The sequence below is a fragment of the Streptacidiphilus sp. MAP5-3 genome (assembly GCF_041262505.1).
In the GTDB taxonomy this organism is placed as follows: domain Bacteria; phylum Actinomycetota; class Actinomycetes; order Streptomycetales; family Streptomycetaceae; genus Streptacidiphilus.
The window spans coordinates 53,980-66,410 of the sequence record NZ_JBGCCL010000023.1; the positions used below are offsets into that span (position 1 = coordinate 53,980).

Consider the following 12,431-nt stretch of genomic DNA (forward strand, 5'->3'; position numbering starts at 1 on the left):
GATGGACACAGTGGAACTCTCGTCGAGACGACGACTCCTGGTCCTGGCCATTTGTTGCATGAGCCTGTTCATCGTCGGGCTCGACAGCACGATCGTGAACGTCGCACTGCCGTCCATCGCGCGGGACCTGAACTCCGACGTGTCCGGTCTGCAGTGGGTCGTGGACGCCTATGTGGTCGTGCTGGCGAGCCTGTTGATGCTGGCCGGCTCCACGGGCGACCGGCTCGGTCGGCGACGGGTCTTCCAGACGGGGCTGGTCCTGTTCACCCTGGGATCGCTGGCGTGCAGCCTCGCGCCCAGCCTGAGCTGGCTGATCGCCGCGCGCATGCTGCAGGCGGTCGGCGGCTCGATGCTCAACCCGGTGGCGATGTCGATCATCACCAACACCTTCATCGACGCCAAGGAGCGCGCCCGCGCGATAGGCGTCTGGGGCGCGACGGTCGGCTTCAGCATGGCGCTCGGCCCGGTCGTCGGCGGTCTGCTGGTCGGCACGGTGGGGTGGCAGTCGATCTTCTGGATCAACATCCCGGTCGGCCTGGCGGCGATGGTCCTGGCCGGAGTCTTCATCCCCGAGTCCAAGGCGCCGCGGGCGCGCCGGGTGGACCCGTGGGGGCAGTTGGCCGTCATCGTGCTGCTGGGCTCGCTGACCTACGGCATCATCGAGGGCCCCAAGGCGGGCTGGGGCTCGGCACAGTCGCTCGCCTGCTTCGTCCTGGCGGCGGCAGCGCTGGTGGCGCTGCTGGTCGTCGAGACGCACCGTGAGGAACCGCTGATCGAGCTGCGCTTCTTCCGCAGCGCGCCGTTCGCGGGCGCGACGGTCATCGCCGTCTGCGGCTTCGCGGCGCTCGGCGGCTTCCTCTTCCTCAACACCCTGTTCCTGCAGGACGTTCGCGGCTACAGCGCGCTGGTCGCGGGCCTCTGCACGCTGCCGATGGCCGCCGCCACGGTCGTCTTCGCGCCGGTCAGCGGTCGCGTGGTCGGCTCGCGCGGGCCCCGGCTGCCGCTGATCGTCGCGGGCGTCGCCATGGCCGCGAGCGCGCTGCTGCTGCTCGACCTGCACGCGAGCACGCCGCTGTGGGTGCTGCTGCTGTCCTACCTGCTCTTCGGGATCGGCTTCGGGATGCTGAACGCGCCGATCACCAACACGGCGGTCTCCGGTATGCCGCGTACCCAGGCGGGCGTCGCGGCGGCGGTAGCCTCGACGAGCCGACAGGTGGGCTCGGCGCTGGGCGTCGCGGTGATCGGCTCCGCGGTGACCTCGGCGGTCGTCCAGCCGTTCAAGACCGGCTTCGCCGAGGCCAGTCACATCGGTTGGTGGATCATCCTGGGCTGCGCCGTCGCGGTCCTGGTCCTGGGCCTGGCCACGACGGGCAAGTGGGCACGCGGAACGGCGGAACGGGTCTTCGCCCCGGCGAGGACGGAGCGCGTTGGGGGCACGGTGAGTGTGAAGTGAGCGCGGAACGGGTCTACGCGGTGATGCGGCGGCTGGTCCTGGAGTCGGACGACCGGCGACAGCGGGTCGCTGACGCGCTGGGCATGAGCTTCAGCCGGGCCAAGGCGCTGCGTGCCCTGGCGGGCGGCCCGATGCGGATGAGCGCGCTGGCGGGCGTACTGCTGACGGACAAGCCGTTCACCACGGTGGTCGTCGACGACCTGGAGCGGCGCGGGCTGGTCGCCCGCAGTGCTGATCCCGCGGATCGGCGCTGCCGGGTGGTGGAGCTGACCGCGAGCGGGCGGGTGGCCGCGCGGCAGGCGACGGAGATACTCGAGACCCCGCCGCGCGAGCTTGCGGCGTTGCCGCCGGAAGAGCTCGATGCTCTGGATCGCATCCTGGGGAAGTTGCCCAGCTGAGCGGCGCGCGCGGCGGGAAGTTGCAGCACGCTGGGGGCGCGGGGAACGGCGCGACAAGCCACCCACGTAGGTAGAGCACCGAACGAGCAGGGCCACCCGCGCGTCAGTGGTTTCTCGCGCCGTTCCTCGCGCCCCTGGGTAGTGCAACCACCTGCGGGAGTGTTGGTGACGCGTCGCGCCCGCGCGGCGGAGCCGCATATCAGCAGAGCCTCGCGCCCCTGGAGGTTGCCACCTCCCCACCGCTCAAAAGTGACCGTTCCTCCCGACCGATCATTCGGTTACCGTAGGTGCTGGCAGAGTCGCCCGGACCCACGAGGAGTGCGTTGCCATGTCCGCAACCACGGACCACCCGCTGATCGACCGTCATCAGGAGACCCTGGAGCGCGCGGTGAGCGCCCTCGCCGAGCGGGACTACTGGACGCCCTACCCGGAGTTCCCGAAGGCGTACGGTGAGGACGCCCTCGCCGTCGGTGGAGCCGCCTTCGCCGCGCTGAAGGGCACCACCCGCCTGGCCGCCGCGGGAGGCGAACTGGTCGGCCCGGACGCCGACGCCGGAGGCGAGACCTCACCGTTCGGGGAGGCGCTGAACATCGCCTACGGCTACCGCAGCGCCGACGCGCTGATCGCCGCCGCCACCGCCGCCCAGCCGGCGTGGGCGCAGGCGACCCCGCTGCTGCGCGCCGCCGTCTGTCTGGAGATCCTGGCGCGGATCAACGCGCGCTCGGTCGAGTTCGGCTTCGCCGTCCAGCACACCACCGGGCAGGCCTTCGGCATGGCCTTCCAGGCCGGTGGGCCGCACGCGCAGGACCGCGGTCTTGAGGCGGTCGCCTGCGCCTACGCGGAGCAGACCCGGATCCCGGCCAAGGCCAACTGGACCAAGCCGCAGGGCAAGCGCGACCCGCTGACGATGGAGAAGGAGTTCCTCGTCCGCCCGCGCGGCGTCGCCCTGCTCATCGGCTGCAACACCTTCCCGACCTGGAACGGCTTCCCGGGCTTCTTCGCGTCCCTGGCGACCGGCAACCCCGTCGTCGTCAAGCCGCACCCCCGTGCCGTGCTGCCGCTGGCGCTGACCGTGGAGATCGCCCGGGACGTGCTCGCCGAGGCCGGATTCGACGCGGACCTGGTCCAGCTCGCGCCGGAGCAGCCCGGTGAGGGTCTCGCCAAGACGCTGGCGACCCGGCCCGAGGTCGCGATCATCGACTACACGGGCTCGACCGCCTTCGGCGACTGGCTGGAGGAGAACGCCCGCCAGGCGCTCGTCTACACCGAGAAGGCCGGCGTCAACACCGTCCTGATCGAGTCGACCGACGACTACGCCAACGCGCTGGGCAACCTGGCGTTCAGCCTCTCCCTCTACAGCGGCCAGATGTGCACCACGCCGCAGAACCTGCTGATCCCGCGCGGCGGGATCCAGACCGACCAGGGCAGCAAGTCCTTCGCCGAGGTCGTCGCCGACCTGGCCGACGCGCTGGGCAAGCTGCTGGGCGACGACGCGAAGGCCGCGCAGCTGCTCGGGGCCATCGTCAACCCGGGCGTCCGGCAGCGGATCGAGCGGGCCGAGAAGGGCGAGTACGGCGAGCTGGCGCTGGCGCCGCGCGCGGTGGTCAGCCCGGAGTTCCCGGACGCGGTGATTCGCACCCCCGCCCTGGTCACGCTGGACGCGGCCAAGGACGCCCTGCCCAGCGAGTGCTTCGGGCCGGTGGCCTTCGCCATCGCGGTGGACTCCGCCGACGCCGGCGTGGAGCTGCTGCGCGAGACCGTCCGCACCCAGGGCGCGATGACCGCCGCGGCGTACACGACCTCGCCCGAGGTCGAGGCCAAGGTCGTCGAGGCGGCGGTGGACGCGGGCGTCTCGCTGTCGCTCAACCTGACGGGCGGCGTCTTCGTGAACCAGACCGCGGCCTTCTCCGACCTGCACGGCACGGGCGCGAACCCGGCCGCGAACGCGGCCTACTGCGACGCGGCGTTCGTCGCCTCGCGGTTCCGCGTGATGGAGGTCCGCCGTCCCAGCTGACGGGTAGCCGCCGCGGAGAATCAGCTGCTCCGCACACTGACATGGGCCGCCGGGGAGATTTTCCCCGGCGGCCCATGCTGCTTTCCATTGACAGGGGTGTAGGCAGTTTGTTGCGCCTTTTACAGGCTGTAGGTAGCCGAAGAGGCCTGGAATCACGCAGGGTGAGCGGTGATGCGGATCACGTCGCGAATGCGGAGCGTTGATAACGATTCCGCCGCCAGATGGCCATCAGGGCATGGAAAGCGCAGCTTCCGGGCCTTAATCTCGGTCCCCATCGCCACAAACGGAGCAGCTTCGTCCTCCGTCGCATGCCCGCACGACCGTTGCTGGAAAGGACTTCGGCCAGCCCCCGCGTCTTTGAGAAAGGCACTCCTCCCAACATGACGGGTTCCAGCTCTTTCACCGAGCTCTCGCGCTATGTCAACCGCACCAGGTTGGCTGCGACGACTCGCGCCGTGAGTCGTCGCTCGCTGCTGCGCGGCGTGACGGCCGGCGGGCTCGCCGTGGCGGGCGCGGGCGCGCTCTCCGCGTGCGGCGTTCAAGGCCATGTCCTGCCGCCCGGCTCCAAAGATGTGGGCCAGGCCGGCAAGGACTACTCCGAGGCGGAGAAGACGGTCGTCTTCGCCAACTGGCCGGCGTACATCGACATCAATCCGAAGAACTCCAACGACCGGCCGACGCTGGACGCGTTCACCAAGCAGACCGGGATCTCCGTCCAGTATCTGGAGATCATCAACGACAACAACGACTGGTACACCAAGGTCGACCCGTCGTTGGTCAAGGGGATCGACACCGGCTACGACATCATGGTCGTCTCCGACTACATGGTGGCCAAGTACCGGGCGTACGACTACATCCAGGAACTGAACCTGGCCAACATCCCCAACCACTCGAAGCTGCTGCCGAACGTCCTGCACGACCCGACCGACCCCGGTCGCATGCACTCGATCCCGTGGGCCTACGGCTACACGACCATCGCGTACAACTCCGACCTGGTGAAGCAGCCGATCACCTCGATCGCCGAGATCTTCACCCGCCCCGACCTCAAGGGCAAGGTGTCCCTCTTCTCGGAGATGGAGGACACCGTCTCGCTGGCGATGCTGGCCCAGGGCATCGACTCGGAGCACTTCACCGACGCCCAGTTCAACCAGGCGCTGGACTACATCCGCCGCGCCAAGAACGCGGGCCAGGTCCGTGCGTTCTCCGGCAATGACTACCTGAGCGACTTCCAGCAGGGCAACACCGCGGTCACCATGGCCTACTCCGGTGACGTCGCGCAGCTGGGCAAGCCCAACCTGGTCACCGTCGATCTCCCCAAGGAGGGCATGCTCTCCTGGTCGGACAACTGCGTGATCCCCAACTTCGCCCGGCACAAGACCAATGCCGAGAAGCTGCTCAACTACTACCTCGAGCCCACGGTCGCAGCCCAGTTGGACGACTACATCGACTACATCCCGGTGGTCGACGGCGCGGTCGCCGCCCTGCAGCAGCTCGACCCGACCGCGGCCGGGGTGCCGCTGATCGTGCCGACCCCGCAGATGGTGGCCAAGGCGCGCGGCTTCATGTCGCTCAGCGTCGCCCAGTTGAACGACTACACAGCCCGCTTCCAGCAGGTCACCGGCCAGTAACGCCCACGGAGAGAAGAGTTCCGATGAGTTCCCACGACGTACTCGGCCAGACCCAGGGCGGGGACCTCCGCCTGGCCGGCCTGACCAAGCGCTACGGCTCCTTCACCGCCGTGGACAACCTGAGCCTCACCATTCCGCAGGGCTCCTTCTTCGCGCTGCTGGGCGCCTCCGGCTGTGGCAAGACGACGACGCTGCGCATGATCTCGGGTCTTGAGGATCCGACGGCCGGTCAGATCTTCCTGGGCGAGCAGGAGGTGACGGACCTCAAGCCGTACCGCCGCCCGGTCAACACGGTGTTCCAGAACTACGCGCTCTTCCCGCACCTGGACATCTTCGAGAACATCGCCTTCGGCCTGCGCCGCCGTGGCGTCAAGGACGTCAAGAAGTCCGTGACCGACATGCTGGACCTGGTCGAGCTGGGCCACCTGGCCAAGCGCAAGCCGACCCAGCTCTCCGGCGGTCAGCAGCAGCGCATCGCGCTGGCCCGCGCGCTGATCAACCAGCCGCAGGTGCTGCTGCTGGACGAGCCGCTGGGCGCGCTGGACCTCAAGCTCCGCCGCCAGATGCAGATCGAGCTCAAGCGGATCCAGACCGAGGTCGGCCTGACCTTCGTGCACGTCACCCACGACCAGGAGGAGGCCATGACCATGGCCGACACCATCGCGGTGATGAACCACGGCCGGATCGAGCAACTCGGCTCCCCCGCCGAGCTCTACGAGAACCCGCAGACCACCTTCGTCGCCAACTTCCTGGGCCAGTCCAACCTGATCCCGGCCGTGGTCGAGGACGAGACGGACGGCGTGGTGACCGTCTCCGCCAACGGCCAGTCGCTCAAGCTCGACGCCAAGCGTTGCCGCAGCACCACGGGCAGGGTCATCCTGGGCGTCCGCCCGGAGAAGGTCCAGGTCGCCAAGGGCGTGGACGAGGTCCCGGCCGGATTCAACTCGATCACCGGCGGCACCGTCGTCGACACCAGCTTCATCGGCGTCTCCACCCAGTACCTGGTCAAGCTGGCCTCCGGCGAGGAGCTCTCGGTCTTCGAGCAGAACACCGGCAAGGAGATCCAGCGTCCTGGCGCCGAGGTCGTCGTCTACTGGGACCCGAGCCAGGGCTTCGGCCTCGACGGCACGCAGGACATCGAGGCCGGGGCGGACGCGGACGAGGAGGCCGCCGCATGACCGTCCTCACCGAGGCGCCTGCTCCGGCGAAGGAGCAGCTGCCCGAACGCAAGCCCAGGCGCAACTGGACGCCGTGGGTGCTGCTGATCCCCGGTCTGCTGTGGCTGGTGGTCTTCTTCCTGGTCCCGATCCTGACCTCGGTCTCGGCGTCGGTGCAGACCGGTGACTACGACGACGGCTTCAAGCTCACCTGGCACTGGGCCAACTACCACGACGCGCTGCTCAACTACGGGACGCAGTACTGGCACTCGTTCCTGTACTCGATCATCACCACGGTGGCCTGTCTGGCGCTGGCCTACCCGGTGGCGTACTTCATCGCCTTCAAGGGCGGCAAGTGGAAGACGCTGCTGATGGCCCTGGTCATCGTGCCGTCCTTCACCAGCTTCCTGATCCGCACCATCGCATGGAAGACGATCCTCGCGGACAACGGCAGCGTGGTGCACGTCCTGAACGACCTGCACGTGCTGAAGCTCACCACGGCGCTCGGCTGGACCGTCGGCAACCACGTGCTGGCCAGCCCGGTCGCGGTGGTCTGCGGCATGGTCTACAACTTCCTGCCGTTCACCATCCTCCCGCTCTACACCTCGCTGGAGAAGATCGACCCGCGCCTCCACGAGGCCGGCGCCGACCTGTACTGCAGCGGCTACCAGACCTGGCGTCGGGTCACCCTGCCGCTGTCGATGCCCGGCGTCATCGGCGGCACCCTGCTGACCTTCATTCCGGCGGTCGGTGACTACATCAACGCCCAGCTGCTGGGCAACCCGAACACCACGGTGGTCGGTCAGCGCATCGAGGACCTCTTCCTGCGCCAGACCAACGGCTACCCGGTCGGCTCCGCGATGTCGGTGGTGATGATGGTCGGCACGCTGATCATTGTCATGAGCTACATCTACAAGGCCGGGACGGAGGACCTGCTCTGATGGCTACTCAGACTCTGAGCCCCACGGGTGCGAGCACCGGTGCGGGCGCCGGCGACCTGAAGGTGCGGCGCAAGAGCCCGTGGGCGTGGGCCAAGCAGCACGTGCTGCTGGTGGTCACGCTGCTGGTCTTCGTCTTCATGCTGCTGCCGAACGCCGTCATCCTGTGGATGTCGTTCAACCAGCCGGTGGGGAAGTTCAACTACACCTGGAACAAGTTCTCCACCGGGGCTTGGACCAACATGTGCAGCAACAGCACGATGTGCGACAGCCTCGGGCTGTCACTCAAGATCGGCCTGCTGGCGACTGTCATCGCGACCCTCCTGGGCACGATGATCGCCTTCGCGATGGTCCGCTACCGCTTCAAGATGCGGTCCGGCATCAACGCGCTGCTCTTCCTGCCGATGGCCGCCCCCGAGGTGGTCATGGGTGCGACCCTGGCGGCACTCTTCTTCAACACCATCGGCCCCGGTGGGATGGGCTTCTGGACGATCACCATCGCCCACGTGATGTTCTGCATCTCGTACGTGGTGGTGACGGTCAAGTCCCGGCTGGCGGGCATGGACCCGACGCTGGAGCGAGCGGCGCAGGACCTCTACGCGACGCCGACGCAGACCTTCATGAAGGTCACCCTGCCCCTGGTCGCCCCGGGCATCGGCGCCGCCGCGCTGCTGGCCTTCGCGATCTCGATCGACGACTACATCATCACGGTCTTCACCGCGGGCAACTCGGAGACCTTCCCGATGTACATCTTCGGTTCGGTGCAGCGCGCCTACCCGGCGCAGATCGACGTCATCGGTTCGCTGATGCTGCTCGGCACGATGACCATCATCGCCCTGTCGCAGATCCTCAACCGGATGCGGACGTCGAACCGCGCCAAGTGAGCTGACTGTTCGACCCCCGAGGCTGAGTCCCGTCCGGTTCTTCCGGGCGGGACTCAGCCTTTCTGCTGCGCCTGCGCGGTCTGCTGGGCGTAGTGGCGGGCGGCCTTGGCCCGGTTGCCGCAGCGGGCCATGTCGCACCAGCGGCGGCGGCCGTTCTGCGAGATGTCGAAGAAGCACAGGATGCAGCTCTCGTGCATGCACTCGCGGATCCGGTCCGGGTCGCGGGCGAGCAGCCGCAGGTAGTCGTCGGCGGCGAGCCAGGCGGGCAGCCAGGCCGGGTCTGCGACGTCCGGCTCGTCGTGCGGCAGACCGTCAGGCCCGAGGACGCGGCGGATCCGGCCGTGTGCGAGCACGGCGTTGAGCGCGGCGCTGTCGCCCGGGTCCGCGCGGAGGACGAGCAGCGCGTCCCGGGTCTGGAGCAGCGCGGCGAGGGTCGCCTCGGAGTCGGGCGCGCGGTCGGTCAGGCCGTTGGACGCGAGCCAGATCGCGAGGCCGTCGGCGTCGTGAAAGAGCTGGTCACCGTGCCAGCGGGTGTTCAGCAGGTCCAGCGAGATCGGCTCGCCGCGCAGCGGCCGGGGATCGACGAGGGCGTCCATGCCGTCGAGTCTAACCGTTCAGTTGCCTTGTAGTGGTTGCGCTGTCTGGTTCTAACTCCTATGGTCAGTGTTAACGGTTAGAAAGCACGACGCCGCGACCCGCCTTCCCGACAGGAGTCCGCCATGACGACCACTGCCTCCTCGCTCACCCCGCTCACCTCGCTTCGCACCGGACACGTCGGCATCAACGTCACCGACCTCGACCGCTCGGTCGCCTTCTACCGCGACGTCCTCGGTCTGGAGCTGCTCGGCCGCTCCGGCCCCGACGCCCCGCCGGAGCGGCGGGCCGCCCAGCTCGGCAAGGACGGAGCGCTGGTGCTCACCCTGTGGCAGCAGGCCGCAGGCCCGCACGAGCGGGACCGGGCCGGGCTGCACCACCTCTCGTTCCAGGTCGACACGGTGGACGAGGTCCGCGCGGCGGAGTGGTCGCTCAAGGAGCGCGGCGCGACCTTCCACTACGACGGCCTGGCCCTGCACGGCGAAGGCCGCGACTCGGGCGGGATCTTCTTCGCCGATCCGGACGGCACGCGACTGGAGATCTTCACCGCCAGCGGGCTCACGGGCCAGGGCACGGCGCCCTTCACGGACGCTCCGACCTGCGGTTTCTTCTAGAGCGGGGGGAGGGATCAACGCAATGGCTGCCAACGGCTACCACCCGGGCGAGCGGACCGCGCAGGCGCTCAGCGGGGAGACGGAGCGGGCCGAGCATCTGGGGCGCAGCATCCGCGACACCATCCCGCCGGTCGCGGCCGAGTTCCTGGCGCAGCGTCAGTTGTTCGTGGTGGGCGCGGAAGATCGGTCCGGGCGGATGTGGGCGACGGTCCTCGCGGGCGAGCCGGGCTTCCTGGCCGTGCCGGACGAGCGCACGGTGACCGTGGCGGCTGGCCCGCATCCCGAGGACCCGCTGCTCGCGGTGCTGGACGGCTCCGCGGGCCCGACGCAGGTCGGCACGATCGCGCTGGAGCCCGCCACCCGGCGGCGGATGCGCGTCAACGGTCTGCTGGACGGCCGGACATCGGACGGCTGGGTGCTGCGGGCGGAGCAGGTCTTCTCCAACTGTCCGAAGTACATCCAGAAGCGGCGCCCGGTCCCGGCCTCCCCGACCAGCCAGCCGACCCCGGCACGTCGGTCCGCCGAGCTGACGACGGCGCAGCGGCTCCACGTCGGTACGGCGGACACCTTCTTCGTCGCCACGGCAGCCTCGGACGGCCGCGCCGACGCCTCACACCGTGGCGGATTCCCTGGTTTCGTCGAGACGCTCTCGCCGACGACGCTGCGGTGGCGCGAATACCCGGGCAACGGTGCCTATATGACGCTGGGCAACATCGAGGTGAACCCGCGTACGGGTCTCGTCCTTCCGGACTGGGAATCCGGTGACCTGCTCCTGCTCACGGGTGAGGCCCGGACGGACTGGCAGGAGCACGCGGTGACCTTCACGCTGACGGAGGCGGTCGAACTCCCGGGCGCGCTGCCGATGCGCTGGAGCGAGCCGGAGTTCTCGCCCGCCAACCCGCCGCTCCGTCGCACGGGGTCCTAGGCTGAGCCGGTGACGACGAACGACCTCGACGACCGCTGGTCCGCGCTGCGGTCCTCCCCGGACACGGTGCTGCTGGACGGCTTCCACGCGCTCAAGCACGCGCTCCGCTTCGGCGCGACGGTGCCGCTGGTGGTGACCACGGATCCGGCCGAACTGCACCGCCTGGCGGAGGAGCTCGCGCCGGATCTGGGAGCGGTGGACGAGCGGGCCCACGTCGAGGCCGTGTCGGCCGAGGTGCTGCGGCGGCTGGTCCCGCGTCCGCATCCCACGGGCGTGGCGGCGCTGGCTCTTCGTCCACAGCCTGTGGACAGTGGTGACAGTCGGCGGTTCCCCGCTCCGTACATCGTTCTGGAGAACCCGCGCAACCTCGGCAACATCGGTGCGGTCGTCCGCCTGGCCGCCGGCTTCGGCGCGGCAGGGGTCCTGACCACCGGCGACGTCGACCCCTGGCACCCCACCGTCGTCCGCGGCGCGGCGGGCCTCCACTTCGCCACCTCGGTCTCCCGAACATCCTTGCAGGACTTGCCCGTTGGTCCCGTCTTCGCCCTCGACCCGGAGGGCGAGAACATCCACACGGTGGAATTTCCCGACGACTCTCTGCTCGTTTTCGGTTCGGAACGCCACGGCGTGACGGATGATGTGAAGGGGATGGCCACCCGAACTGTGGCCATCCCCATGCGTCCCCTGGTGTCCAGCTTCAACCTCGCCACGAGCGTGGGGATGGCGCTCTTCCACTGGCAGGGGGGCAGTTATCCACGGGCTGTGGACACTACGACGACGCCGGAACCCCCATCAGCTTGAGCACCTCCGCGACATAGTCCGGCGGACCCGCGAGCGTCACCAGAGGCGGGTGGGCGGGCTTGGGCGGAGACGGCCGGATCGTCCAGGTCCATCGCCTTGGCGAAGGTCTCGGCCATGCGCTCGCGCTGCGCGCCGAGCGCTGACGACGTTGAGCACGGGATTGCCGCGTTGGTATCCATTCCCACCAGCGGAAACGCGATCAACCTGACCTGAGGTGAGGTTAATCGTCCGGGTGTTGACCCGGCGCGTCTCGGACCTGTGCAGGACGGGGAACTCCGCGTTCATCATGCGTGCCGTCATGACGCGTGACCGTTCGGGCAGACACCGTTGAGGACTTCGACCACCTCGCGCGGCTCGCCCGAGATGACAAGGAGCGGGCGTCGGGACAGCGCGGTCGCGGGCTGCGGCGGGTTGAGGAACTGACGGGCCAGGTCGATGAGCCGGACGGTCGGGCACGGGCGGAGGAGTCGGCCGCCCAGGATTCCGACGCGCTCCACCTCGGCGCAGCGGAAGCCGGGACCGTACGGCGGGCCGTCGTCCTCGTCGGGTGTGGGGAGCACGGGATCCATCGGGCCGTGCTGGCAGTGCAGCGAGCCGTCGGCGTAGAGCTCGAAGGCGTGGCCGTGCAGCTCGATCCGGCCCACCGGTGCTTCGTCGAGGTCGGTGTCGCCGCGCCGGACGGCGGGGAGGAGTTCGCCGGTGATCCAGTCCTGGAAGGGGCGGGCGGTGGGGTTGTCGCAGCGCATGATCAGCCGGTAGAGGCCGCCCTCGCTGACGACGTCGAGGTGGGGGATCGCCCGGAGGTTCACCACCCGGTGGTCCCCGGGGCGGAGCATTCGGTTGGTCCGGGACGGGCTGGTGGTGCCGAGGATCCGGCAGACGTCGGCCGTGGCGAACCACGGTTCGCCGTCGATCGTCACGACGCGGACCAGTTGCCCGGTGTCCGGGAACTCCGCGTTCATCGTTCGCGTGTGCATGGCGCGCGCTCTCTCGTGTGGGTGACAGTGCGCCCTGCACAACCCCGC

Annotated in this window: 12 protein-coding genes; 10 read left to right on the forward strand and 2 right to left on the reverse strand. The window is 69.1% G+C overall.

All coding sequences use genetic code 11. From position 1 onward, the window contains the following. Position 1 precedes the first annotated feature (1 nt). The 7 genes from ABH928_RS27315 to ABH928_RS27345 all read left to right on the forward strand — a co-directional run bounded on the left by ABH928_RS27315 (position 2) and on the right by ABH928_RS27345 (position 8,472). On the forward strand, positions 2–1,453 hold the full coding sequence (locus ABH928_RS27315) for an MFS transporter (protein ID WP_370071151.1): 1,452 nt from the start codon (positions 2–4) through the stop codon (positions 1,451–1,453). Further along, positions 1,450–1,851 carry a MarR family winged helix-turn-helix transcriptional regulator gene (locus ABH928_RS27320; RefSeq protein WP_370071154.1) on the forward strand — a complete coding sequence of 134 codons (402 nt, stop codon included), beginning with the start codon at positions 1,450–1,452 and terminating at the stop codon, positions 1,849–1,851. The genes ABH928_RS27315 and ABH928_RS27320 overlap by 4 nt, the downstream gene beginning before the upstream one ends. Positions 1,852–2,179: 328 nt before the next feature. After that, the gene (gene paaN, locus ABH928_RS27325) at positions 2,180–3,865 is read left to right on the forward strand and encodes a phenylacetic acid degradation protein PaaN (RefSeq protein ID WP_370071156.1); all 1,686 of its coding nucleotides are present in this window, start codon (positions 2,180–2,182) and stop codon (positions 3,863–3,865) included. A gap of 455 nt (positions 3,866–4,320) precedes the next feature. Beyond that, positions 4,321–5,493, forward strand: a complete 1,173-nt coding sequence (locus ABH928_RS27330) for a PotD/PotF family extracellular solute-binding protein (RefSeq protein ID WP_370071158.1) — start codon at positions 4,321–4,323, stop codon at positions 5,491–5,493. 23 nt (positions 5,494–5,516) lie between these two features. Further along, positions 5,517–6,671: an ABC transporter ATP-binding protein gene (locus tag ABH928_RS27335; RefSeq protein ID WP_370071160.1), complete on the forward strand. Its 1,155-nt coding sequence runs from the start codon at positions 5,517–5,519 to the stop codon at positions 6,669–6,671. Further along, positions 6,668–7,591, forward strand: coding sequence for an ABC transporter permease (locus ABH928_RS27340; RefSeq protein ID WP_370071162.1), 924 nt, complete (start codon positions 6,668–6,670; stop codon positions 7,589–7,591). Before ABH928_RS27335 ends, ABH928_RS27340 begins: the two co-directional genes overlap by 4 nt. After that, a complete protein-coding gene (locus tag ABH928_RS27345; RefSeq protein ID WP_370071164.1) occupies positions 7,591–8,472 on the forward strand; it encodes an ABC transporter permease in 882 nt (293 codons plus the stop codon). The genes ABH928_RS27340 and ABH928_RS27345 overlap by 1 nt, the downstream gene beginning before the upstream one ends. A gap of 53 nt (positions 8,473–8,525) precedes the next feature. Here the strand turns inward: ABH928_RS27345 and ABH928_RS27350 are convergent, their stop codons facing one another. After that, a complete protein-coding gene (locus ABH928_RS27350) occupies positions 8,526–9,068 on the reverse strand; it encodes a CGNR zinc finger domain-containing protein (RefSeq protein ID WP_370071166.1) in 543 nt (180 codons plus the stop codon). A 123-nt stretch (positions 9,069–9,191) separates the two neighbouring features. Between ABH928_RS27350 and ABH928_RS27355 the strand changes: the two genes are divergently transcribed. From ABH928_RS27355 to ABH928_RS27365, 3 genes are read left to right on the forward strand one after another with little or no spacing between them, the layout of a single operon-like run. Further along, on the forward strand, positions 9,192–9,680 hold the full coding sequence (locus ABH928_RS27355; RefSeq protein ID WP_370071168.1) for a VOC family protein: 489 nt from the start codon (positions 9,192–9,194) through the stop codon (positions 9,678–9,680). A gap of 22 nt (positions 9,681–9,702) precedes the next feature. Continuing rightward, the gene (locus ABH928_RS27360; RefSeq protein ID WP_370071170.1) at positions 9,703–10,605 is read left to right on the forward strand and encodes a pyridoxamine 5'-phosphate oxidase family protein; all 903 of its coding nucleotides are present in this window, start codon (positions 9,703–9,705) and stop codon (positions 10,603–10,605) included. Between the two features lie 9 nt (positions 10,606–10,614). Further along, positions 10,615–11,406: a TrmH family RNA methyltransferase gene (locus ABH928_RS27365; protein ID WP_370071172.1), complete on the forward strand. Its 792-nt coding sequence runs from the start codon at positions 10,615–10,617 to the stop codon at positions 11,404–11,406. 296 nt (positions 11,407–11,702) lie between these two features. Here ABH928_RS27365 and ABH928_RS27370 read toward each other — a convergent pair whose 3' ends face one another. Continuing rightward, complete coding sequence (locus tag ABH928_RS27370) at positions 11,703–12,383, reverse strand: Bro-N domain-containing protein (RefSeq protein ID WP_370071174.1); 681 nt, start codon at positions 12,381–12,383, stop codon at positions 11,703–11,705. Positions 12,384–12,431 lie beyond the last annotated feature (48 nt).

What these genes read in the sequence shown, in the direction of transcription:
- ABH928_RS27315 (WP_370071151.1), top strand. Translation starts at nt 2, where the DNA reads ATGGACACAGTGGAACTCTCGTCGAGACGACGACTCCTGGTCCTGGCC.
- paaN (WP_370071156.1), top strand. Translation starts at nt 2,180, where the DNA reads ATGTCCGCAACCACGGACCACCCGCTGATCGACCGTCATCAGGAGACC.
- ABH928_RS27335 (WP_370071160.1), top strand. Translation starts at nt 5,517, where the DNA reads ATGAGTTCCCACGACGTACTCGGCCAGACCCAGGGCGGGGACCTCCGC.
- ABH928_RS27340 (WP_370071162.1), top strand. Translation starts at nt 6,668, where the DNA reads ATGACCGTCCTCACCGAGGCGCCTGCTCCGGCGAAGGAGCAGCTGCCC.
- ABH928_RS27345 (WP_370071164.1), top strand. Translation starts at nt 7,591, where the DNA reads ATGGCTACTCAGACTCTGAGCCCCACGGGTGCGAGCACCGGTGCGGGC.
- ABH928_RS27350 (WP_370071166.1), bottom strand. Translation starts at nt 9,068, where the DNA reads ATGGACGCCCTCGTCGATCCCCGGCCGCTGCGCGGCGAGCCGATCTCG.
- ABH928_RS27355 (WP_370071168.1), top strand. Translation starts at nt 9,192, where the DNA reads ATGACGACCACTGCCTCCTCGCTCACCCCGCTCACCTCGCTTCGCACC.
- ABH928_RS27360 (WP_370071170.1), top strand. Translation starts at nt 9,703, where the DNA reads ATGGCTGCCAACGGCTACCACCCGGGCGAGCGGACCGCGCAGGCGCTC.
- ABH928_RS27370 (WP_370071174.1), bottom strand. Translation starts at nt 12,383, where the DNA reads ATGCACACGCGAACGATGAACGCGGAGTTCCCGGACACCGGGCAACTG.